The organism is Zooshikella sp. RANM57 (genome assembly GCF_050749885.1).
In the GTDB taxonomy this organism is placed as follows: domain Bacteria; phylum Pseudomonadota; class Gammaproteobacteria; order Pseudomonadales; family Zooshikellaceae; genus Zooshikella.
This window is the reverse complement of the sequence record NZ_JBOIUB010000001.1, coordinates 329,477-354,468: the sequence shown is the minus strand read 5'-3', so window position 1 is coordinate 354,468 and position 24,992 is coordinate 329,477. Positions and strand designations below refer to the sequence as shown.

The window sequence follows — 24,992 nt, the reverse complement described above, 5'->3', positions numbered from 1 at the left end:
TTCCTTTAATACTTATCGTTAAATACAGCGTATTACCAAAGTAATCGTTATTAGCGTGAGTTACACAGTAAAAGCAGTGTCGACGAGACGCTGCTGTTCTTCCACATGGGTGGACATAAAGCCACTGGCGGGTGCCGCAGAAGCCTCTCGACCAGCATATTCTAAATACAGCGACGGATTACTATGTTCAGCAATCACTCGACGCATATGATGCTGACTGGAATACCAAGCCCCCTGGTTCATCGGCTCTTCCTGGCACCACACCACTTTTTCTATGTTTGGATACTGCAAGAAAATGCTCGATAAATCTTCATGAGGGAAAGGGTAAAGTTGCTCAATGCGCACCACAACAGCATCTTGAATATCATCGGCCAATTGTTTTTCCAACAGGTCGTAATACACCTTACCACTACACATAATAAAGCGTTTTACTTGCTCTGCAGGCAGCTCTTGATGGTTTGGCAGTACGGTCTGGAATGAGCCTTCGGCCAAATCCTCCAGTGAAGAAGTTGCTGATTTATGACGCAACAAGCTTTTAGGCGTCAGCGCAATCAATGGCTTACGCAATGGACGTAGCATTTGGCGACGCAACATGTGAAAGACTTGTGCAGGTGTCGTCGGGATACATACCTGAATATTATGTTCAGCACACAACTGTAGAAAGCGCTCAAGTCGTGCTGAAGAATGCTCTGGCCCCTGCCCTTCATAGCCATGAGGTAACAACATGGTGAGTCCACATAAACGTCCCCACTTATGTTCACCACTGGTAATAAACTGGTCAATAACAACCTGTGCACCGTTAGCAAAGTCACCAAACTGCGCTTCCCATACGACCAATGCATTAGGGGTTGTCGTTGCATAACCATATTCAAAAGCCAACACGGCTTCTTCTGATAAAATGGAGTCGTAAATATCAATACGTGGCTGATTTTCAGCTAAATGACAAAGTGGGATATAGACTTCATCTTCTTTTTGACTATGCAGCACAGCATGACGATGAGAGAAAGTGCCTCGGCCAACATCCTGCCCTGTTATGCGTACTGGATGACCTTCCATTAATAACGTGGCATAGGCCATCGTTTCAGCAAATCCCCAGTTGATCGCTAACGCACCTGCAGCCATCTTCCGGCGGTCATCATTAATTTTGCCCACCTGACGTTGTAGGACAATACCTTCTGGAATTTCACACAGTTTATGGGCTAATTCCTGTAATGTTTGTAAACATACAGACGTATCATGTCGTGCTGTCCATTCATGACCCAAGTAAGGTGTCCAGTCAACAAACAGTTCCCGGTTTGGCTCTTTGACCAGACTTTTGACCACATGCTGCCCGTTGTCTAATGCCTGACGATAATCTTCAATCAGACGTGTATCGTCTTCTTGAGTCAAAACATCATCTTGCACTAATTTTTCTGCATACAGTGTACGCGTAGTGCTGTGTTTTTTAATCACATCATACATTTGGGGCTGAGTTGCGCCAGGCTCATCTGCCTCGTTATGACCTCGACGACGGTAGCACACCAGGTCAATAACGACGTCTTTCTTAAACTGCATCCTGTAGTCCAGCGCTAATCGAGTTACAAACAACACGGCTTCAGGATCATCCCCATTAACATGCAGAATTGGCGCCTGTACCATTTTGGCAATATCAGTACAGTATTCCGTTGAACGTGCATCTTCAGCACTGGTGGTAAAACCAACCTGATTGTTAATGATGATATGAATGGTACCACCTGTCTTATACGCCCGAGTTTGCGACAGTTGCAGGGTTTCCATCACCACCCCTTGTCCAGCAAACGCAGCATCTCCATGCAGGGTAATGGGCAACACAAGTTCTTGCTTATCGTCTTTACGACGGTCCTGACGGGCACGCACAGAACCTTGTACTACAGGTGCAACAATTTCCAGATGTGAGGGGTTGAAGGCCATCGCTAAGTGGACTTCACCACCCGGAGTCATCACATTCGAAGAAAAACCCTGGTGATATTTAACATCGCCCGAGCCTTTTTCAAAAAACCGCTTACCTTCAAACTCACTGAATAAATCAGCTGGATTTTTACCCAAGATATTAACCAGTAAATTGAGCCGGCCACGGTGTGCCATACCAATCACTAGCTCTTTTACATCATAAGCACCCGCACGCTGAATAATTTCATCCACCATGGGTACCAGCGTCTCACCCCCTTCTAAGCCAAAACGCTTAGTACCAGGATATTTTGTGCCTAAGTATTTTTCCAAACCTTCAGCAGCCGTTAAACGCTCTAAAATATGTAGTTTAGTTTCAGCACTGTAATCTGGATGAGCACGCACACTTTCTAAACGCTGTTGAAACCAGTGCCGCTCATCAGAGTTCACAATATGCATAAACTCTGCACCGACAGAGCTACAGTAAGTTTGCTGGAGAGCCTCAACAATGGTGCTTAGTGGCGCTTCTTCTTGACCAATATTTAAAGATGTTGAGCGAAACAACGTATCCATATCCGCTTTGGACAAACCATGATGCTCAATGGTGAGGTCTAACACGGGGGGACGTTGTTGCAAACCTAATGGGTCCAATCTAGCATTTTGATGCCCACGTAAGCGATAGGCCTCAATCAGCTCCATTACCTGAACCTGTTTTTTCTCATGCTCTGTAGATAATGAGGCTGGGGTTAATAGCTTGGATTTAGCGCGATTTTTTCCCAGTAATAAGAAATGTTCACGAATGGTAGAGTGGGGAACGTCTTGAGTAGAAATACCACTGATGACGGGTAACTTTTCAAAGTAATTTCGCCACTCCTCAGGAACGGCATTGGGATCCTGGATATATGTTTCGTAGAGCTCTTCGACATATGCAGCATTACCACCGGATATATGGCCTGTCTGCCACATCCGCTGCATGACACCTTCTTGCATTCTTAGCTACCCCATGAGATACAAGGCTTAGTGGACGTTGTGAGAACACCATGGCTCACCGGTCACTATAATTCATTCCTTTAGGGGCCAGTAAAACCAGGCACTCATTTCACTGCTATTGCTGAGTACGCTATTTCAGCGTTTTTTATGGCGCAAGAAAAAAGCGTACATCCAGCATAATTGCGATTAAGTACCGCTCTTCAACAACATTTGTCGTATGTGTCCAATGGCTCGGGTTGGGTTCAACCCTTTGGGACATACATTGACACAGTTCATAATGCCGCGGCAGCGAAATACACTAAATGGATCATCTAGTGCAGCAAGACGCTCTTCGGTATGCGTATCACGGCTATCCACTAAAAAGCGATAAGCCTGAAGCAATCCCGCCGGACCAACAAACTTGTCAGGGTTCCACCAGAATGAAGGGCATGATGTAGAGCAACAAGCGCAAAGAATACACTCATAAAGACCGTCGAGTTTCTCCCGTTCTTCCGGTGTTTGTAATCTTTCGATCGCAGGAACGGGTGTATCGTTCTGCAAATAAGGTTTAATTTTTTCGTATTGTTTATAAAACTGGCTCATATCCACGACCAAGTCACGAACTACAGGTAGTCCAGGCAATGGTCTCAGCACCAGCTTATCACTATTTCCCACCGCTTGTGTTACAGGGGTAATACAGGCTAAGCCATTAGTACCATTGATATTCATTCCATCTGAGCCACATACACCCTCACGACAAGATCGGCGATAAGTGAGAGTTGGATCCTTTTCTTTCAATAAACCCAGCACATCCAGCACCATCATATCCTTACCCTCAGGTAACTGAATATCAAAGTCCTGCATAAATGGGGCGTTATCTTTCTCTGGATTGTAGCGGTAAACACTAACTAACATCTCGACCTCCCCTTAATACGTTCTTTTAACTGGTTGGAAAGCTTCTACAGTCTTAGGCGATTGATTGACATCTCGCTTACCAACGCGTTTTTCGAGAGGAAAGTACAGTGAATGTTTCAGCCAGTTCTTATCATCCCGCTCAGTATAATCTTCACGTGCATGAGCACCTCGACTTTCTTTACGGGCCTCTGCCGCAACAGCCGTAGCCATCGCGACTTCAAATAAATTCTCCAGCTCAAGAGCTTCAATTCTTGCAGTATTGAACGCTTGGCTGCTATCTTCCAAGCACACATTTTTCATGCGCTCACCAATGCTATTCAGCATTTTCAGACCTTCCTGCATAGCTTCCCCAGTGCGGAATACACCAAAGTAAAGCTGCATGGTTTTCTGCAAGTCAGCACGTACATCAGCCACTTTCTCGCCTGATGCTGTATTATTTAAGCGGTTAAGACGAGCCAGTGCCTGTTCAATATCGGTATCAGTCGCATCTGCCGTATCAAAGCCTTCATTTAGCATTTTTTCAATATGCAGGCCTGCAGCACGACCAAACACCACCAAATCCAACAGTGAGTTACCACCCAGACGGTTAGCACCATGTACTGATACAGAAGCTGCCTCACCACAGGCAAACAAACCGTCGATAGTGACATCACGTCCTTTATGGTCTTGGGATAGAGCTTGACCACCAATATTAGTGGGTATACCACCCATCATGTAGTGACAGGTTGGAATCACAGGGATTGGTTCTTTAACAGGGTCAACATGGGCAAATGTTCTGGATAGTTCCAAAATGCCAGGCAAACGAAGGTTTAGCGTTTCTTCACCCAGGTGATCCAGCTTCAACAGTACGTGGTCTTTATTCGGCCCACAGCCACGGCCACCAAGGATTTCCAAAATCATGGAACGTGCTACCACATCACGGCCCGCTAAGTCTTTCGCATTAGGAGCATAGCGCTCCATAAAACGCTCACCTTCGCTATTGATAAGGTAACCACCCTCACCACGACAACCTTCTGTGACTAACACACCCGCTCCATGAATACCCGTTGGGTGGAACTGCCACATTTCCATATCCTGTACAGGGAAGCCTGCACGCAGAGCCATACCAATACCATCACCAGTATTAATCAAGGCATTGGTGGTTGACTGGTAAATACGCCCTGCTCCACCAGTCGCTAAGATGGTGGCTTTAGCTTTAACGTAATAGACTTCACCCGTCTCTATACAAATAGCAATGACACCCACTACTTGGTTTTGCTGATTTTTAACCAAGTCGACGGCATACCACTCATTAAGGAACGTGGTACCGCCTTTTAAATTAGCTTGGTAAAGGGTATGAAGTAAGGCGTGTCCTGTTCGATCTGCCGCTGCACAGGTCCTGGCAGCCTGCCCACCTTTACCAAAATCTTTGGACTGTCCACCAAATGGACGCTGGTAAATTCTACCCTTCTCTGTTCGAGAAAAAGGCAATCCCATGTGATCCAGCTCAAAGACAGCTTGAGGACCCACTGAGCACATATACTCAATGGCATCCTGATCGCCAATAAAGTCAGACCCTTTGACCGTGTCATACATATGCCAACGCCAATCATCATTTGGGTCAGCACTGGCAATGGCACAGGTAATCCCACCCTGTGCAGAAACAGTGTGCGAACGAGTAGGAAATACTTTACTGATACAGGCTGTATTAATACCTGCCTGAGTAAGCTGATGAGCAGCCCGTAGACCAGCACCACCACCGCCAATAACAATTGCGTCAAAACTTAGAGTACGTAGTGATGTCATCAGTTATAGCCCCCAAAGAACCTGAATACCCCAAACAAAATAAGCAAACATGGCAATGCCACACAGCGCTTGAAAAGCAAAGCGTACGACAACAGCTTTACTTCCCAGAGTTTGCTCAGTGAGATAATCAGTTGAAATTGTCCACATACCTACCCAAGCATGTGCACCTAACGACACTATTGCTAATAAACTGAAGACACGTACCCATGTTGAACTAAATAACTGCGTCCACTCGGTATAAGTCAAACCTGGGTGAAACAACAAATACCCCAGCATAAACACGACATAAGCCGCTAATACAATGGCTGAGACACGCTGCACCATCCAGTCATACAAACCACTTCGTGACAAGTTGGTTACATTGGTTACCATATCCACACTCCTGCCAATACAATCAGTACCACTGATACAGCGATTGTTGCTTTGGCACCTAATGTGCCGCTTTCCTTACCATCACCGATATCAATATCCATCAGTAAGTGCTTAATACCCGCCACAAAGTGGTATAACAAAGCTGACACTAATCCCCAGGTAATTAATTTGGCGAATGGGTGAGCAAGTGTTGCTTTAATGGCATTAAACCCTTCTTGGCTGCTTAATGAGGTATCAAATGCCCAAAGTAGAAAGGCAATACCAATAAACAGGATGACACCAGAAATACGGTGCAAAATCGATGTGTAAGCAGGAAGTGGAAGTTTTATTGTTCTGAGGTCGAGATTAACAGGTCTCTTGCTATTCACGGTTCTTCACACTCAATAAGGCCTAATATATAACTAAGGCGATAATTATTTGGATGAGGCTATTTTGATGACAGGTTCCTTAATTAGGTTAGAATTTATTAAAGGCGTTAGCCAGCCTGTCAATATCGGCAAGAAGTATAAATAGAACGAGTATTAATTACAATCGTGTAATGTTACGTAGCTAGGACACAGCAAGGGCTGCACAAGAAATGCAAAACAGTTGAAGGGAAATTCACTGCTTAAAAAAAACCATGCTTTTTCTATGGATAAACTTTATTTCAGAAATTTACCTCATAATAATCATGAAATGTAGGCTATTGTTTGACAAATATACTGACTGCTGATCGATTGTTTTTTTAAGCATTACTCAACAGATGTGCTATTAGGTAATAGAAAAAGTGACTCACAATTCACTTTTAGCGCCAGTCAAACTTTTGTAGTCAAATACAAGAATTTTCGTAATGTTACTGATCTTACTTACAGGTTATAATCTAACTATTTGACAAAACGATGAATCACCTTATAGTCTTGCGCCACCAATTAGTAGTTATTTATATCTAATGTGTGTCATAGTCACTTCTAGCGAACAGAAAATGATTGCTAATAGCTGACGTTATTAGGCATAAAAAATAAAAGCAATACCAATTAATAACCACACAAATGGTGCATAATACTAGGTGCCGGTTAACCATAAAATGACTGACCTATAACCACGTTAACCGCCCTTGATAACCAGAGCCCATCCCTGTCACAAAAAAATACTGAGGCTCTAACGTTATTTTATCTGTGCAGCTTAATCTAGAAAGAAACTGAGTTACGTAATTAGTCTTTGATCAAAACTATATTGCTACGTGATTAAATAAACTTACAAAACACCTTTCTTGGGCTACTGTCCAACAAGAGAGAGGTGAGCGGATCATCGCAGTAAGTGATCAGGGAGAAAATAATACACATAATACGTAACACAGTATGGTTGGTGTTCCCTTTTATTACTATGCATGAGCTTTACAAGAATGACATGATAGGAGGCCATCTATGGCTGAAAAAAAAGCATTATTAACCATTGACGGGAAGCAGCTTGAACTACCTGTTTACTCTGGTAGCATGGGCCCAGATGTGGTAGATGTTCGCAGCCTTACTGGCGAAGGCTTGTTTACCTACGATCCTGGGTTTGTATCCACTGCAGCCTGCGAATCCAAAATCACTTACATTGATGGTGACAAGGGGATTTTGCTTCATCGTGGCTATCCTATTGAACAGCTGGCTGAACATTCCACCTACTTGGAAAGCTGTTTTTTGCTGATTTATGGTGAACTGCCATTACAATCAGAGTTACGGGAATTTGAAGAAATTATTCGTAAACACACCATGGCGCATGAACAGTTGCGTAACTTCTTCAATGGTTTCCGTCGTGATGCACACCCGATGGCCGTTATGTGTGGTGTGGTGGGCGCATTATCAGCGTTTTATCATGACTCGCTTGATATTAGTAACGAACGTCACCGTGAAATTGCCGCATTCCGTTTAATATCAAAAATGCCTACCCTGGCGGCAATGAGTTATAAATACTCAAAAGGTCAACCTTTCGTATACCCACGCAATAACTTGGATTACTCAGCAAACTTTCTACACATGCTTTTCGGTACCCCCTGTGAAGACACAGAAGTGAACCCGATTATTGCACGGGCAATGGATCGGATTTTCCTGCTTCATGCTGATCATGAGCAAAATGCTTCCACGTCTACTGTGCGTTTAGCTGGTTCCTCAGGCGCTAACCCTTTTGCCTGTATAGCCGCAGGTATTGCCGCATTATGGGGACCTGCGCATGGTGGTGCCAATGAAGCCGTATTAAATATGCTGCAAGAAATTGGCGATGAAAAACATATTGATAAATATATCGCCCGTGCCAAAGATAAAGACGACCCCTTCCGTTTAATGGGTTTTGGTCACCGTGTCTACAAAAACTTTGACCCCCGCGCCAAAGTGATGAAACAGACGTGTGATGAAGTATTGAGTGAATTGGGCTTAGAAGACGATCCTCTCTTCAAAATAGCAAAACGTCTGGAAAAGATTGCATTAGAAGATGAATACTTTGTAGAGAAAAAGCTTTACCCCAATGTGGATTTCTACTCAGGGATTATTTTAAAAGCGATTGGTATTCCTACTGAAATGTTTACCGTTATTTTTGCCACAGGAAGAACACCTGGATGGATAGCTCACTGGCATGAAATGATCAGTGGCCCCTATCGCATTGGCCGCCCCCGTCAATTATATACAGGCGCTCAAACGCGTGATTATGTTCCTGTAAACCAGCGTAGCGTTTAAACGGCCCGCTCCCCAAAAATTCTCGTCCTCAACATTATTGAGTTTATTGCCGTTACACCAAACAGCAATAAGCTCAATATTCCCATCCTATTTATTCATCTGATTGGCTAAGTAAGCGGCCTACCAATAATTTCAATATTCTTTCTTACTCTTGGGCAACACTTGCTTATCCTTGGGTTGAAATTTCCAGTAACGTCAAAATTTCAAAAGCTTGTTCTGCATTTGCACCACAAACGGTGTCCTCTGCACGAAACTGACCACAAACCGTCGGTCGACGAGGATCATTGAATAAGGCGCAGCGATAATCAGACAGTAAATGGAGGCAACGTTGACCTGCAGGCTTACCATTTGGCATACCCGGCAAAGGCGAACTAATTGAAGGTACTATACAACAGGCTCCACAATCACTTCGACAATTCACAATGTGCTCTCTTACAACTCGTTTCACGACATATTTACGGCAAACTGAGCAGAGTATACCTAAATTAGGTCACACATTTATAGTTAAGATAGTACTAACTCAATTTATGCTTAGGTAAGTCAAAAGGGATCATCTATGATTATTAATTGTCACTATCAAGGCGTGTTACTTGGTAGCTTTATAGAAGTGCCCTCAAGCAAAAGGCACACACTAATTAATACGTTAATCCTAATTCGCCTGGGTAAGTATACACTGAGCGATTTTTTACTCACATTTTGGTCCGTTACACAATAGTACAACCATGAAGGAATTGATTGCTTGTCATGAATGTGATCTGTTATTGCCCTATAAAGCACTCCCCTCAGGCACTAAAGCCTGCTGTCCCCGTTGCGGATATCAACTGTACAGTGCTCGCAATAACAGCTTAGAGCGCAGTCTAGCCCTGAATATCACAGGACTACTCTTGTATATTCCTGCAATGTTTTTACCCATTATGTCAATGGAGATGCTTGGCCAATCTCAATTTGATACGGTCTTTGCAGGCATTGTTACGCTTTTTGCACATGATATTTGGTGGGCCGCACTGTTAGTGCTTTTTTGCAGCATGCTTGCCCCTTTATTCAAAAAACTGCTGCTGTTTTATGTACTGATCGGTATTAAACGCTCATGGTCAAAGCTCTCCTTAGCCAAAGCGTTTACCTGGTATCAACATTTAGATAGCTGGGCCATGCTGGAAGTTTATATGCTAGGCGTTTTAGTGTCTGTTGTTAAACTAATAGATTTGGCTGCATTACACTTTGGCCTTGGCTTAGGGTGTTTTGTTGCCTTGATGGTCTGTGCTATGGCAACAAGTGTCGTACTTGACCATCATTTAATCTGGCACAAGCTCGAGCAAGTTCCCAACCCACCAAAGGCTTTACTTTAAAATGCGTCAAACCATGATGACCGCAAAAGAAGCTGGCTGGCTGGTTTGCGCTACATGCCATAAGCTTTCGCGTCCAGTTCCCCATTCACAACACTGGCGCTGTCCACGCTGCCACACGCGTCTTCATTGGCGAACACCTCATAGTCTGGCTTATGCTTGGGCACTTACCCTGGCCGCAATCATTATGTTTATTCCTGCCAACATGTACCCTATTACACACATTAATTTTTTTGGTTCAGGGCAAGCCGACACCATTCTTTCAGGCGTCATAGAACTCGCTAAAGCAGGTATGATTCCCATCGCAGCAGTGGTATTTATTGCCAGTATTGCTGTCCCTTTATTGAAACTTGTAGGGCTGATTATACTGCTACTGTCTGTTCAATTTCGCTGGGCGATGAGCGTGCGACAACGCACACTTATGTACCGTTTTATTGAATGGATAGGTCGTTGGTCAATGTTGGACTTGTTTGTGATTGCGACACTGGTTGCCTTGGTTAAATTAGGTAATATCGCCACCATTGAAGCAGGCATTGGTGCCAGTGCATTTGGTGCAGTGGTTGTACTGACCATGCTGGCAGCCCATGTCTTTGATCCAAGACTCATGTGGGATAATGTAGCTTTACCTGAGATTGCAGCAAAAATCGAAGAGGACTGACTTTGAGTCAAGAAACACCTGAAAGCCCTGATACAGAAACGCTCCCAGATACACCAGACGCGCATCAGTCATTAGCTGAAGTAGATATCAAACCACGCCGAACCATCTCGATGATTTGGCTACTGCCTTTTATTGCCGCGTTAATTGGAGCATGGCTTATTTATAAAGGCATATCTGAAGCAGGTATTGAAGCCACTATTTTCTTTGAAAGTGGTGAAGGTATTGTGCCTAATAAAACACAAGTTGTTTATCGTGGCCTACAGGTTGGCATCGTCAAAAAAGTGTCTATTACCCCTGATTTACAAGGGGTCAATGCCACCATTGAACTGAAACCCGAAGCTGAAGCACTACTACGAGAAACGTCTAAATTTTGGTTGGTAAAACCACGAATATCCGTGGCAGAAATTTCTGGGTTGGAGACTTTAGTTTCAGGTAACTATATCGATGTACAACGCGGTGAAGGTAAACCTCACTATCACTTCAATGCGCTGGAAAACCCACCGCCAGTTGATCCTGATACACCTGGTTTACACCTCAGGTTACAAACAAAAGATTTAGGCTCACTGGAACGTGGTAGTCCTGTTTTTTTCAAAAAAATTCAAGTGGGTCAAGTCACTGATTACACATTATCAAAGGATAATAACAACGTTAATATCCGCATTATTATTTCCCCTAAACACCAGCACTTAGTGCAAAAAAATAGTCGATTCTGGAATGCCAGCGGTGTCACTGTAAAAGGTAATTTGTCAGGATTTAAATTTAGAATAGGTTCATTAACCTCTATTCTCAGTGGTGGTATTGCTTTTTTTAATCCTGATACTGAAAAAACCAGTTCTCCTGCCAAAAGTGGAGACTTATTTACGTTATTTGAGGACTTTGATGCAGCCGATGTAGGCATACGCGCTAAAATCCATTTCGACTCAGGCCAGTTTTTGGTTGAAGGCCAAACCAAAGTCGTGTACGAAGGTCTCACCATTGGTGTCGTTAAACGCGTCAAGGTGAATAAAGACCTAAAAGGCGTCACTGCCAGTATTCTTTTTGACCCTCGTGCGGAACCCGCACTCATAGAAGGCACCCAGTTTTGGCTGGTAAAACCCAAGATCAGTCTGGCGGAAGTAACGGGACTGGATACCTTAATCAGTGGTAATTATATAGCGTTACGCTTAGGTAATTTAGATAACAGTAAACCTCAACGGGTTTTCACCGCATTAGCTGGCCCGCCTCCCCTACCATTACACGAACCGGGTTTACACTTAACCCTGATTAGTGAAAGCCTTAACTCTGTTGAAGTAGGCAGCCCAGTTTATTATAAAAAAATTCCTGTTGGCAGTGTACAAAGTTATGCATTTACTGAAAACAATAAACAAGTCAGCATTAATATTTTTATCAAACCTGAATATGCTGAGCTGGTAAAAACCAATTCACGTTTTTGGAATGCCAGTGGTGTCAGTATTAGTGGTAACCTGTCAGGTATTAAAGTCCACACAGAGTCTATTACTTCCCTACTGACAGGTGGCATAGCATTTTATACGCCACATGGACGTTACCGACATGCCAAAAATAGTGATCAATTTAATCTGTACGATAACTATGATGATGCTCATCAAACCGGTATTCCCATAAACATATCTTTTGCCAGTGGTGAAGGATTACGGGAAGGTACTCCCATAAAATATGAAGGTGTTGAGGTCGGCAAGGTGACACGTCTGCATCTTAACCCTAAGGAACCCGGCGTTATAGTCAAAGCACTGATCACTCAGGGCGGTTACCGACTCGCCCGAAAAGGCACCCAGTTTTGGATTGTTAAAGCTGAGTTAGGGCTTGCTAAAACCCAGCATTTAGAAACACTCATTTCAGGCCAATATATTCAAGCTAAACCCGCAGACCCAAAAGGTAAGAGACAATATATATTTAAAGGGCTACTCAATGCACCCATGATAAAAACGACAACTCAACCGGGTTTAAAAATTACCCTTACCGCTCCCCGCTTGGGTTCAATAAAAGAAGGCGTTAAAGTACTTTATCGCGATATTCCTGTAGGTAAAGTCACAGGATATGAACTCGCACCCACCGCCAATCAGGTGCATATTTATTTAAATATTGAAAATCACTATCGTCACTTGATCAGACAACATACACGTTTTTGGAACACCAGTGGCATTGGTTTTGATTTCTCATTGTTTAGTGGTGCAAAATTAAAAACCGACTCTTTGGAATCAATCTTAGAGGGGGGTATTGCGTTTGCGACACCCAATAACCACGAAATGGGAGGGTTGGTAAAATCATACACCAAGTTTCGCCTACATGAAGAACCCCTTGATGAATGGCTACAGTGGACGCCGAAAATCCCTCTAGGACTATAAATAAGCTGTAGTTCAATCAACTCCTACATACTAAAAAAGGTGGTCACATTTTCATGTACCACCTCTTTTTTAGCCAACGCTTTCAGCTCAATCCATCATACTGATCTCAATAAACAGAACCATCAGTTCTATTTACGTTGACGACTTAATAACCCCAGGCCCAGCACTATTAAACCAAGTACGCCAGGTACAGGCATTGGTGTTGGATCGGGTTCAGGATCAGGCTCTCCACCTGGAGAGAATGCGGTTAACACCCGAATACTGTCACCAGGAGAGCTAGCAGTAAAATCAATGAGGGCACGGTGTGTCAGGACCGGATCAATAGCAACAGAGTCTGCTCCTTCTAAACCACGAGCAGATGGATTTAAGTAATTTGCAGAAACGTTTGCCAGAAAATCACTATCAGCCAATGTCCCTGTTTTTGTCATAATGGCTAAAATAGGTGCATCAAAGTCAACGTACCCAATCATTCGTTGTAACCCAGCGGGGTCAAACACTATATAATGGCTGGCAACCTCTGTGTCAGTTGGTAATGTTGGTGAAGGACCAATATCTACTGTAAGCGGTGAAGGAATAATGATATTTTGATCTTCATCGAATCCATACAGGTTAGGATCATTAAAATTATCATCACCCACATCACCTATAGGTGGTATAAGTTTTACAAACATGCCTCCTGCTGTTGCAGCACTTCCCCCTGTTACATCACCACCAATGATTACTGCCTGAGCACTATTCAAATAAAAACTAAAGCAACACACCCCATAAAATAAACGCCGACCTATCACTAACATTTTTTTTAGCATTGCATGCATCTCCTAAAAAGAAACCAACCGTGCTAATGCCTAAAGCATGTTTCATACCAACCGCCTTAAAAACCAGTTTTTAAGCTGTTTTTCTTTATTAAGCATATTGATTGAGTAATAGGTCGAAAAAGATATAAACATTCTATTATGCATACATCTAAAACCTTGCACTTACTTACCAGTCTATTTTATTTTTAATCGCAAAATAATTTACGGTGAATTAATTTTTATAGTCACTTCTAACCATTGTATATATGGCTGGTTATTTCGAGATATTTAATAATAACAAAAATCAGCCTATTTTAAAGACTATAACTTCTTTCATATTGAAAGGCCGAAAATTTTGTCAAACAAAATCATAATATTAGAAAAACACCATAAAAGTACCTTAGAGATGCACTTTATTACTACAAATAATTTTCATCATTAATATACGACATATTGACTCACAAAAAAAATCCTGCTTATAATCGAATTTGGGAGTTATCTGGCATTTACCCAACGAAAGATAAATTACCTTATAAAAAGGGAAATCAATCCTTATTTAGAATCATCTTATTAAGATAAATGGTTATCTTGATGGGTAAAAACCAGTATTTATATAAAAAAAATAATCTTAGAAAAATACACAACACTTAAAGTGTAGAATCAGTTAGGAAATTTCATGAAGCTTAATAAAGTTAAGGGTTTAACCTTATCAACTCTCTTTTTGTCTGTTTGCAGTGCAAATGCATTTGCAGCGAACCCTACTCAATTGCCACAACCGGAACCGATGACCAATATTAAAGGTGTCATCATGGAAGAGCCGGTACAACTCAAGCAAAAAAACCAAAAACGCCGTAGTAAGCGTAGTGTACCACTTCGAGCTCCAGTGGTAGAAGTCAATGACTGGTTCAATTTAAGTCCAGAAGAAGACAGCATTGAAGGCTCCAGTGTCAACAAAGTATATAATCAACTTTCGCTAACCAATAAATATAAGCCTGTTATCGTTGCGGTTATTGATAGTGGTGTTGATATAAAACATGAAGATTTACAAGGTAAAATATGGGTAAACCCAAGAGAAATTGCCAACAATGGCATCGATGACGATGGTAATGGCTACGTTGATGATATTCATGGTTGGAATTTTATTGGTGGCAAAGATGGCCGCCATGTTAACTACGATACCTTGGAAATTACCCGTGAATATGCAAAATATCAGGAACTACTCGCTTCTGGCGCTTATATTCCCGCAAAGAAAAAAGCATATTATGAAGCGTTAAGTAAAACATTCCAAGATGAAGTGAAAGAGGCAACGGAAACCCGTAACCTTTATGTCAATTACCAGGCACAAATCAAGGAAAACAAAGCGCTCCTGTCTACCTATAATTATAATGATTTTAGCCAAGAAGGCTTATCCAGCATCAATAGTGATGTTGAAGAAGTCGTATTGGCCAGAGATTTTCTGTTAAATATTTTAGAACTGTACGGCAGTTACGAAAAAGTTGATAGCCGAGCAGAGTACTACGCTAATAAAGTAGAATATAACTATAATACTGAATTTGATCCTCGCTCTGATATTGTCAAAGATGACCCTAATAACTTTTGGGAAACAGGTTATGGTAATAACGACGTAACAGGCCCGGACTCTGATCATGGAACCCACGTATCAGGGATTATTGCTGCTGACCGTCATAATGATATCGGCATTAAAGGCATCGCAGAAAATGTTAAAATCATGGTATTGCGTGTCGTGCCTAATGGCGATGAGCGTGACAAAGATATTGCCAATGCTGTTCGCTATGCGGTAGATAACGGTGCCCGTATTATCAATATGAGCTTTGGCAAAAGCTATTCACCCAACAAAGCTAAATTAGATTTGGCTTTTGAGTATGCCTCAAATGCAGGTGTTCTACTGGTCCATGCAGCAGGCAATGACAGTAACAACAATGACGAAAAACCTCGCTACCCAAACCGCAACTTCAAAAATTTTCCTAAGTATAAAATCAGTAATTGGTTAGATGTAGGTGCTTCTTCTGCCAATAAAGGTGAAGACTTGCCCGCCAGCTTTACTAACTTCGGTAAACGTACCGTTGATATTTTTGCACCTGGGGTAAAAATTCTTTCCACAGTACCTGGTAACCAATATGCCAAGTATAGTGGTACCAGTATGGCAACACCGGTTGTATCAGGCGTCGCCGCATTAATGCTTTCCCAGTACCCGTACTTGGATGGTTATTATCTGAAATATATGTTGTTAAATACAGGCCGAGAATATCCAGATCTGGAAGTTAAGCAACCTGATAACCCTGATACCAAAGTTAATTTTAGCGAGTTATCCAAAACAGGGAGTGTTGCGGACGCTTATTCCTTGCTCAGATATTTTAAACAAGGACATTAAGCTATTTTAATGTCATCCAATAATCATAATTATCTGAATTAATGCATTAATAACTCAAAATAAATCGCTATGGATATACACTTTTGTAGAATTCATAGCGATTTTTTTTATATTTTTTAAAGCGGCTTCACTCATCCGATCCAGTGTGCACCAAGAAGGGCAAATTACATTTTCTTCACGATACTGTTGCTCAGGGCCTCGCGGCATTTGAAAAACCTGCGCCTTATTAGCCAAAACAGATGTCTTTCACCTGTTTATGGTAAATGCGGAAAATGACAAGCAGCGATATGTCCCTTACCAGGCATTGAGGCTAAAGTTGGTTTCTCTTGTAAACACGTTGCTTTAGCGCGTGGACATCGAGGTGCAAATGCACAGCCTATTGGGGGATTAAAGGGATCTGGCAGTTCAGCAGCATTCATTGTTGCTTCAACAACAAGTTGCTGGTTAAGCTTGGGGATTGAGGCTAATAGCAACCGCGTGTAAGGGTGGCAAGGTTGGTGAAAAACATCATTAACGCTTCCCTGCTCAACGACCCTGCCAAAATACATCACGACTACTCGCTGACTTATTCTTTCTACTACCGATAAATCATGACTGATGAATACATACGTCAATTTATGTGTTTGCTTTAATTCCATTAATACATTAAGCACTTGCGCCTGAACCGAAACATCCAATGCTGAAACAGGTTCATCCAGCACTAATACTTGTGGATTTGCGGCTAAGGCTCGCGCAATGCCAATGCGTTGAGCCTGGCCACCCGACAATTCATGAGGATAACGCTGTAATATTTCTTCAGGTAGTTTAACCTGAGCCATCAACTGCTTTAATCGTGGTTCAGCGTCTTTTTTGTTTGCCATACCCAATAAATACTGCATAGGCTCTTGCAGACTCATTGCCACCACTTTGCGCGGATTAAGTGCACTGACAGCATCTTGAAAAACATATTGTATGGATTTTGCAAGTGACCGTTTATTAAGTATGTTCCTGCTACCCAACACATGCCGTGAATGGTCAGCTAAAATAGGTAAACCCTTAAAATAAACAGCTCCTTGCGAAGGTCGGTCTAAACCAACCAATAGACGAGCTAAAGTCGATTTACCACAACCAGATTCCCCAACAACCCCCAATACCTCTCCCGTGTTAATACTAAGATCAACCCCTTGTAAGGCCTGTAAACCCTGCTGCTGACGCCTAAATATTGAGCGCTTATCCGTAAATGTTCGCCACAACTGTTTTGTTTCCAGTAATGGGAATTCTTTATGTTTAACCTTCATAATGGCTTACAACAACGTACCCAGTGACTCTTCGAAATCGCTTTTAATGTCATCGTAGACTCCTTGCAACGTGTTTCAGCCCAAGGACAACGTGGCGCAAAATAACAGCCGGGTGGCAATGCATCCATCGCTGGGGGTAATCCATCAATTGTCGCTAACGCCCCCTTCCCTCCAAGCTTAGGCACACACTTGATTAATTGATGAGTGTAAGGGTGAACAGGGTGATTTAAGACATCGGTCGTATAGCCCATCTCCACTATCTGTCCGGCATACATAACCGCTATCCGCTCACAAAGTGAAGTAACAACCCCAAAATCATGCGTAATAAATAATAATGCGGTTTTTGTATCCTGCTGTAACGCTTTGAGTAGTTTTAAAATTTGGGCTTGAACAGTTACATCTAATGCTGTCGTTGGTTCATCCGCTATCAACACCTTAGGCTGATTAATTAATGCCATCGCAAGCACAACACGCTGTCGCAAGCCTCCTGAAAGTTGATACGGGTAGCTATGTGCACGTTGCGCTGGACTAGGTATTTGCACCCGTTCAAGCCATTTGACTGCTTGCAGCCATGCTTGTCGAAAAGAAACAGGTCGATGCGCCCTAATGGCCTCTACTAATTGGATACCGACTGTTAGCATCGGGTGTAAAGCCGTCGCAGGATCTTGAAAGACATACGCCACTTTATTACCACGAATGTGCTGTAACTGAGTCAAAGGAATACTTAACAAGTCTTGATTATCCAGCCTGACTTGGCCATGCACAATACAACCTGGAGGTGATGGCACCAAACGCGCTATGGACAATGCTAAAACAGATTTACCACTGCCTGATTCTCCCACCAATCCCAGACATTCCCCGGCTTCCAGCGTTAAGCAGACATCATTCACTGCATGATAGGTTGTATGCCCTATTTGAAATTCAGTTTGCAACTGGTTAACGGCTAAGCCATTCATTTCAGAGTTGGTAAGCTCATCTTCTGCCACTTGTCGTTGAATATCCGTTGCCACAGCAGGACGCCCCATAACGCCTGACTTTAAACGTGGATCGAGTACATCCCGAATACCATCCCCTATAAGGTTAATACTCATCACCAGAATAAAAATGATTAAACCAGGGATAATCGACACATGCGGAGCTGTGAATAATAGTTTTCGGCCCTCGCCTAGCATGGAACCTAAATCAGCTTGTGGCGGTTGTGCACCTAATCCTAAAAAGCTCAGCCCTGCCGTCTCAAGTATCATCCAGCCTAGGGTGGTTGCCATGGTAATAACTATGGTCGGCATGACATTGGGCAATACATCTGAGCATAACGTCTGTAACCTGTTTTTACCGACTAATTGTGCAGCTTCTACAAAAGGCTGGCGCACCACGCCAAGGGTGACACCACGTACATTACGGGCAAAAAAGGGAATATTGACAATCGCTATGGCAAAGAGTGCATTCATAAGTCCAGCTCCTAACACCGCAACAATAGCGAGGGCCAAAAGAATATAAGGAAAGGCCATTAACATATCGATGCCCCGCATTAGCAAATTATCAATACGCCCTCCCCAAAAACCTGCAATCAGACCCAATAAAGAACCGATCAATGCCGCTATTAAGGTTGCAGAAACACCAACCAGCAAGCTGATTTGAGTTCCCCACAACACTCGCGACAGCATATCTCGCCCCAGATGATCAGTGCCTAGCCAACCGCTATATGCAGGTTGATTCTGTGCTATTTCTCCGAAGAACCATTGCATCAACCAGGGTTTAGCCAAACGATGGGCTAATGCCGTTGTATTAGGATCAGGGATGGGGAAAATAGGCGCTAAACTGGCTAACACAATACAACATAGAAATATCCACATACCTAACCAGGCCAGGCGATTATGGGTAAATAGCTGCCAACCAGAAGGCCGAGCCGCTGACTGATTTGGTTTACATAATCCTTTACGCAAAACAGCAGTGCTAAACATGAAAAGAACTTTCTATTGTTGACCTAATTTTGACTTCTCGAACTTAAGCGAGAATCTAACGCATACTGTGCAATATCAGCACACAAATTAAATAAAACGTAAGTGCTAGCCACTATCAACACGCCACCTTGTACTAACAAAATATCACGACTAGCAATAGCATTTACCAGCATACGACCAATACCAGGCCACTGAAAAACCGTTTCAATATAAACAGCCCCACCAAGTACAAATCCCGCTTGTATGGCCATGATGGGTATGACATTAACTAAGGCAGCTTTAAAAGCATGAAGAAAAATAACGCGACGTTCTTTTAACCCTTTAGCGCGTGCGGTACGGATAAAATCTAAACGAAGCACTTCCAACATTGCACTTCGGGTAAGACGAGCCACCACGCCCATGGCCACAATGGATAACGTAAATGCAGGTAACACTAAATGCGTTAGTAAATCCCCTATATCACCACCGCCATAAATGGCATACATACCACTGGCAGGAAACCATTGCCAATGCACAGCAAAAAGCATTATCAGGAGCAGTCCCAGCCAAAAAGCAGGCATTGATATCCCGACCAACACCACAAAAGTTATCATTTTATCAATCCAGCTAAACTGTCGTATTGCAGCTATTATTCCTGCCAATAAGCCAAAGACACTACATAACAACCAAGCGGCCCCAGCCAGTATCAGTGTTGCTTGAAACCGTTCAAGCACTTCATCCAGTACGGGGCAGTTAAGACTAAAAGAACGCCCCCAATCCCCTTGAATAACATTATTTAACCAAATGACATACTGCTCAACTAATGACTTATCCAACCCCAATTGCTGATTTAATTTCGCTACATTTTCTGGCGTGGCAAAATTACCTAAAATCGCCGTCGCAGGATCTCCAGGGATCATTGCCATCACCAGAAATACAATCAGCGATAAGCCCAGTAATACGGGAATAATGGCAAAAAGACGATAGATAATATAAGTCAGCATCATTCCTTATGCTCATACTGTAAATCAGATGTTGTATAATTAATGCTGCTTCTGCACATCTTTAAGCAACAAGAAAAAGGATGGTTGCAGTTGAAAACCTTTAACGGATTGATGAGCCACAGCATTTTGCTGCCAATGAGCAATAAAAGCCCAAGGTGCATCTTCATGCACAATGGCTTGCATTTTTCGATAAAGTTGTCCACGTTGTTCTTGATCTGTCGTTTTTCTTGCTTCTTTCAACAATGCATCCACTTCAGGATTGGAATAATAGCCCGAATTAAAGCCACCTTTTTCTGGCCAGGCTGCTGTGCGCAAGGCTAGATAAGGCAACGTATCAGGATCATTAATCATCCAAGCCATCTCAGCCATATCAACCTGTTCACCAAGCCCTTGGTTAACTTTGCCAAGAAAAGTATTCCACTCATAGCTTTCAATAGTGACTTTTAATCCAACCTTTGCTAAATCCGCTTGAATCGCCGTTCCCATTGCGATCGGTTCCAGCATCCCCGAGCCGCCTTCAGTCACATAAAAGGTCAACTTTTCTCCTTTATATCCAGCCGCTTTAATCAGTTTACGTGCTTTATCCGGCGCATAAGGATAGGGTTGAAGCGCTTTATTATAGGCCCAGGTAAATACAGGTGGTGTAGGCCCTGCGGCGACAATAGCAGTACCTTGTAGCACATTGTTAATTAATGCCTGCTTGTTAATGGCATAATTCACTGCTTGACGCATACGTTTATCGGCAAAAGGTCCATGCTTTGTATTTAAAATTAAAAACCATACATGGGGTCCTGTTTGCTCATACACCTTAAGATCTTTTGCTTTGTTAAACATTGCCAGGTTATCTGGTGGAACTTCCACCATAAGATCAATACCACCTGATAACATTTCAGCAACCCGTGTATTTGCATCAGTGATTGGCCTGTAAATAACAGCCTCCAAAGCCGGAGCACCATCCCAATAACTAGGATTTTTTGTAATCACTACTTTTCTATGACTTTGCCATTCTGCAAACTTAAATGCGCCAGTGCCAGCAGGGTGACGACCAAACGCTTTACCATACTTTTTAACCGATGTAGGGGAAACAATTAAGCCTGTCGGGTAGGCTAAATTAGAGAGAAAGGGCGCAAAAGGTTCTTTTAACACAAATTCAACACTATAGCGCGATTTAACAATCACCTTTTCCACAGCACTAAAGAAAAAAGCTAATGGGAAGGGACCTGTCTTATGATATGGATGCGACTCATCAAGCAGTCGCTCAAAATTAAATTTGACCGCATCAGCTGTAAATTCAGTGCCATCATGAAATTTAATACCTTGACGCAAGGTAAAGGTATAGTGCGTACCCTCCTCACTTATCGACCATGCTTTGGCTAAAGCGGGTTCAACATCCAATGTCCCTGGTTTATAGCGTACTAAACCATCATAGATATTCATTAAAATACGAAAATCGTTGAGTGCTGTGGCCGCATGAGGATCCATCGATTTAGGTTCAGCAATTTGTCCTACTACTAGCACATTTTCTGGCAGAACATTTGCGGGTACCTGTGCTTCTGTAATGCTAACAACACTTAGTAAGCAACATGCTACCACTTGTAGACAATACAGAATGTTTAAGAAAAAACACTGTGTAGCACGTTTGGTCACATCCTTGGGGCATAATTTTGTGAGTATTGCTGGTATCCATACCATGCTTGTACTCCGTTGAGAGTCACTCTGAACACTGAATTACTTTAGGGCTTTTAACACTCTTTGAGAATACCGTGATAATAAGCTCGCTACGATTATTGTTATTTTTTATGAAAACACCTATACAGGATAACCATTATTTCCCCTACCTTGTCAAGCACTCACAAAAAAAGGGCTTAAAAATTAAGCCCTTTTTTTTAAAACACGACACATTACAAATTAATAGCAAATTAAGTGTCTATTTATGAAGCTCTCAATAAAAGAAACTCCTTAACGTAATAAGTGCAGAAAGTGCATATGCTTATGGTACTGATCAATAATATCGTTAATTACCGCTTCTTTTGACCAACCCATAACATCATAATCCTGTCCACCTTCACGTAGGTGTATTTCTGCTCGATAATATCGTTGTTCTTCAGTAGCCTCTTCTTCTGGAATATCCGGTTGCACAAAAGCGGGTTTAATGTGGGAGCGACTTCTGACTTCATAAACAAAGTCAACTTCTTCCCCTAAAAACACGACCAGTCTTACCCGGTTTTTAACTTCATCCACTTCTACTGAAGCATCCAGCTCATGTGTCTGTAGTTCACTGACTACTGTTTCACAGGCTGGCTTAGCAATTCGATCAATAAACCGTTTAACATTGTCACGACTGGGATAGTCCACAATATTACTCAGCCGGTCTTGCCAGCTACCCACTTTGCCTGTCGGTGCAATGGGTGTAACATTCATTTGTAGACTTTCACGCTTCGCCGCATCAATCCTAAGCGCTTTCATAAGACCATATGTGGCTATAAGCAACACTATTGCAAAAGGCAAAGCACTAGCAATGGTCATGGTTTGCAAGGCCCCCAGACCACCCACCAGTAATAAGATAATTGCGACGATACCTTCTGCACTGGCCCAATAAACCCGCTGCCAAATAGGGGTATTGTCATGCCCATTGGAACACAGCATGTCCACCACCATTGACCCCGAATCAGAGGATGTCACAAAGAACACAATCACCATGACTGTTGCCAGGACTGACAATACACCTGACATAGGAAACTGTTCTAAAAATGCAAATAGTGCTAGAGCAACATCATTTGAGACTGTTTCTCCCAAAGAGGTCAGTCCTTTATTCATAATCATGTTAATGGCTGAATTACCAAAGAAGGTCATCCACATCAGCGTAAAGCCACTGGGCACAAAGAGTACACCCATGGCAAATTCTCTAATGGTGCGCCCCCGAGAAACCCGAGCAATGAATAAGCCGACAAATGGCGCCCATGACATCCACCAACCCCAGTAAAGTATCGTCCACCCACCAATCCAGTCTGTCTTTTCATAAGCAAACAAGTTAAAGGTATTGCGAACAATATCAGAGGCATAGGCACCGATATTTTGCACAAAAGCTTGCAGTAAAAATACCGTAGGACCAAAAATCAGGACAAACGCTAAGAGTGAAACGGCCATTCCCATATTCAGTTCAGATAAAATACGAATACCTTTATCCAAACCGGTTGTAACGGAAATGATAGCCAGCAATGTTACGCCAATGATAAGGAAGACTTGTGTCGTAACATCGACTGGTATATCAAATAAATGGTTAAGCCCTGAGTTAACTTGCAACACACCATAACCTAGTGAGGTTGCAACACCAAATACAGTACCTATAACCGCAAAAATATCTACAGCATGCCCAATCGGTCCATATATTTTTTCACCGATCATTGGGTACAAAGCGGAGCGTAGGGTCAGTGGCAAAGAATGACGATAACTAAAAAAAGCCAGAATCAAAGCAACAATGGCATAAATAGCCCAGGCATGAAGCCCCCAATGGAAGAAGGTTATTTTCATTGCCTCTCGAGCAGCTTCTACCGTACTTGCATCACCTACAGGCGGCGATAGAAAGTGCATTACTGGTTCAGCGACACCAAAAAACATTAAACCTATGCCCATTCCCGCCGAAAACAGCATGGAGAACCAGGTTAAATAAGAGTAATCAGGGGTAGAATGATCCGGCCCTAATTTTATTTCGCCATAACGTGATAAACCAAGGAAAGCCACCACAATTAAGATAATGGCGACAGTTAACACATAAAACCAACTGCCATTATCAATTATGCCGCCTTGAATCGCCTTAAACCAGCTATCAGCGGTTTCTTGAAAAAACGTTGCAAAGATCATCAGGAGAATAATTAACCCTGATGCTGTATAAAAAACGGGGGGGTTTAAATGAGCTTTATCTTCGGAGCTCGACATCACTACACCTTTTAGAATCTTGGTTAAGCTTGATCTATACACCCTAGTGGATCATTCATTGCCTTATGGATACTGGAGATCATCCTCCCAATCCAACACCGCATCAGCACAAAATAACTGAACAAACGTTTTACACCCTTTACATTGCGTTTATAAAGGTTTTAGCCTTTTAGCCCATGCGTGTTATTACAACTTTAAACAGTATAATTTAAACTCAAAAAAACTGTATAAAGCCTTAAAACAATATAAAAAATGATCCAAACAAGGCTTAACTGTTGTATTCATAAGTGTGCATCTTAACATTTTTGTTATTTTGATTCACTAAATAACCCTCATTTATAGCATTCATTCTTACATTCTTTAATTTATCTTCCATTATTAGCCAATAAGAAAAATGAGAACCCTTAAGTTTATACTACATACAAAGCCATTTAGTAATTTGTCAAGTGATAAGCTCCCAAAATAATTAGTGCTAAATAACTTTCATTCCCTTCCCTCATTCCATAAAGAATATTGCAACAGGTTAGGAGTTAGGCAAAAACAAGGCTAAAATCGACGAAAAGCAGGGCTTATAGTTAATAAATGAGCATTTGAGCTGATTTTTAACTCAGTATTTGCAAACGCTATAGTTTTACAACACGCTATT

18 protein-coding genes are annotated in these 24,992 nt (G+C 42.3%); 5 read left to right on the top strand and 13 right to left on the bottom strand.

Going from position 1 to position 24,992, the window contains the following annotated elements; all coding sequences use genetic code 11:
- Nucleotides 1-60 precede the first annotated feature (60 nt).
- The 5 genes from ACQ96U_RS01225 to sdhC all read right to left on the bottom strand — a co-directional run bounded on the left by ACQ96U_RS01225 (nt 61) and on the right by sdhC (nt 6,314).
- Nucleotides 61-2,895, bottom strand: coding sequence for a 2-oxoglutarate dehydrogenase E1 component (locus tag ACQ96U_RS01225; protein ID WP_431719402.1), 2,835 nt, complete (start codon nt 2,893-2,895; stop codon nt 61-63).
- Between the two features lie 186 nt (nt 2,896-3,081).
- Nucleotides 3,082-3,789: a succinate dehydrogenase iron-sulfur subunit gene (locus ACQ96U_RS01220; protein WP_431719401.1), complete on the bottom strand. Its 708-nt coding sequence runs from the start codon at nt 3,787-3,789 to the stop codon at nt 3,082-3,084.
- Between the two features lie 12 nt (nt 3,790-3,801).
- Nucleotides 3,802-5,574: a succinate dehydrogenase flavoprotein subunit gene (gene sdhA, locus ACQ96U_RS01215; RefSeq protein ID WP_431719400.1), complete on the bottom strand. Its 1,773-nt coding sequence runs from the start codon at nt 5,572-5,574 to the stop codon at nt 3,802-3,804.
- 3 nt (nt 5,575-5,577) lie between these two features.
- Entirely contained in the window at nt 5,578-5,946 is a 369-nt protein-coding gene (sdhD, locus tag ACQ96U_RS01210) for a succinate dehydrogenase, hydrophobic membrane anchor protein (RefSeq protein WP_431719399.1), read from the bottom strand.
- On the bottom strand, nt 5,940-6,314 hold the full coding sequence (sdhC, locus tag ACQ96U_RS01205) for a succinate dehydrogenase, cytochrome b556 subunit (protein WP_431719398.1): 375 nt from the start codon (nt 6,312-6,314) through the stop codon (nt 5,940-5,942). The genes sdhD and sdhC overlap by 7 nt, the downstream gene beginning before the upstream one ends.
- A 1,035-nt stretch (nt 6,315-7,349) precedes the next feature.
- On the opposite strand from sdhC, the gene gltA reads away from it, so the two are divergent.
- Nucleotides 7,350-8,639 carry a citrate synthase gene (gltA, locus tag ACQ96U_RS01200; RefSeq protein WP_431719397.1) on the top strand — a complete coding sequence of 430 codons (1,290 nt, stop codon included), beginning with the start codon at nt 7,350-7,352 and terminating at the stop codon, nt 8,637-8,639.
- A 166-nt stretch (nt 8,640-8,805) separates the two neighbouring features.
- On the opposite strand, the gene ACQ96U_RS01195 is transcribed toward gltA, so the two are convergent.
- Entirely contained in the window at nt 8,806-9,060 is a 255-nt protein-coding gene (locus tag ACQ96U_RS01195; RefSeq protein ID WP_431719396.1) for a YkgJ family cysteine cluster protein, read from the bottom strand.
- 301 nt (nt 9,061-9,361) lie between these two features.
- Between ACQ96U_RS01195 and ACQ96U_RS01190 the strand changes: the two genes are divergently transcribed.
- From ACQ96U_RS01190 to ACQ96U_RS01180, 3 genes are read left to right on the top strand one after another with little or no spacing between them, the layout of a single operon-like run.
- Complete coding sequence (locus tag ACQ96U_RS01190; RefSeq protein WP_431719395.1) at nt 9,362-9,985, top strand: paraquat-inducible protein A; 624 nt, start codon at nt 9,362-9,364, stop codon at nt 9,983-9,985.
- Between the two features lies 1 nt (nt 9,986).
- Nucleotides 9,987-10,640 carry a paraquat-inducible protein A gene (locus ACQ96U_RS01185; protein WP_431719394.1) on the top strand — a complete coding sequence of 218 codons (654 nt, stop codon included), beginning with the start codon at nt 9,987-9,989 and terminating at the stop codon, nt 10,638-10,640.
- Between the two features lie 2 nt (nt 10,641-10,642).
- Nucleotides 10,643-13,003 carry an MlaD family protein gene (locus tag ACQ96U_RS01180; RefSeq protein ID WP_431719393.1) on the top strand — a complete coding sequence of 787 codons (2,361 nt, stop codon included), beginning with the start codon at nt 10,643-10,645 and terminating at the stop codon, nt 13,001-13,003.
- Nucleotides 13,004-13,131: 128 nt separating this feature from the next.
- On the opposite strand, the gene ACQ96U_RS01175 is transcribed toward ACQ96U_RS01180, so the two are convergent.
- Complete coding sequence (locus ACQ96U_RS01175; RefSeq protein ID WP_431719392.1) at nt 13,132-13,809, bottom strand: hypothetical protein; 678 nt, start codon at nt 13,807-13,809, stop codon at nt 13,132-13,134.
- 664 nt (nt 13,810-14,473) lie between these two features.
- Between ACQ96U_RS01175 and ACQ96U_RS01170 the strand changes: the two genes are divergently transcribed.
- Nucleotides 14,474-16,189, top strand: coding sequence for a S8 family peptidase (locus ACQ96U_RS01170; protein ID WP_431719391.1), 1,716 nt, complete (start codon nt 14,474-14,476; stop codon nt 16,187-16,189).
- Nucleotides 16,190-16,243: 54 nt separating this feature from the next.
- On the opposite strand, the gene ACQ96U_RS01165 is transcribed toward ACQ96U_RS01170, so the two are convergent.
- From ACQ96U_RS01165 to betT, 6 genes are all read right to left on the bottom strand, one after another.
- Entirely contained in the window at nt 16,244-16,396 is a 153-nt protein-coding gene (locus tag ACQ96U_RS01165) for a hypothetical protein (protein ID WP_431719390.1), read from the bottom strand.
- Nucleotides 16,397-16,443: 47 nt separating this feature from the next.
- A complete protein-coding gene (locus ACQ96U_RS01160; RefSeq protein ID WP_431719389.1) occupies nt 16,444-17,466 on the bottom strand; it encodes an oligopeptide/dipeptide ABC transporter ATP-binding protein in 1,023 nt (340 codons plus the stop codon).
- Entirely contained in the window at nt 17,463-19,427 is a 1,965-nt protein-coding gene (locus tag ACQ96U_RS01155; RefSeq protein ID WP_431719388.1) for a dipeptide/oligopeptide/nickel ABC transporter permease/ATP-binding protein, read from the bottom strand. Before ACQ96U_RS01155 ends, ACQ96U_RS01160 begins: the two co-directional genes overlap by 4 nt.
- Nucleotides 19,428-19,450: 23 nt before the next feature.
- A complete protein-coding gene (locus ACQ96U_RS01150; protein WP_431719387.1) occupies nt 19,451-20,413 on the bottom strand; it encodes an ABC transporter permease in 963 nt (320 codons plus the stop codon).
- Between the two features lie 36 nt (nt 20,414-20,449).
- Nucleotides 20,450-22,102, bottom strand: coding sequence for an ABC transporter substrate-binding protein (locus ACQ96U_RS01145; protein ID WP_431719386.1), 1,653 nt, complete (start codon nt 22,100-22,102; stop codon nt 20,450-20,452).
- Between the two features lie 267 nt (nt 22,103-22,369).
- Nucleotides 22,370-24,346 (bottom strand): choline BCCT transporter BetT, encoded by a 1,977-nt coding sequence (gene betT / locus ACQ96U_RS01140; protein ID WP_431719385.1) that lies wholly within the window; start codon nt 24,344-24,346, stop codon nt 22,370-22,372.
- Nucleotides 24,347-24,992 lie beyond the last annotated feature (646 nt).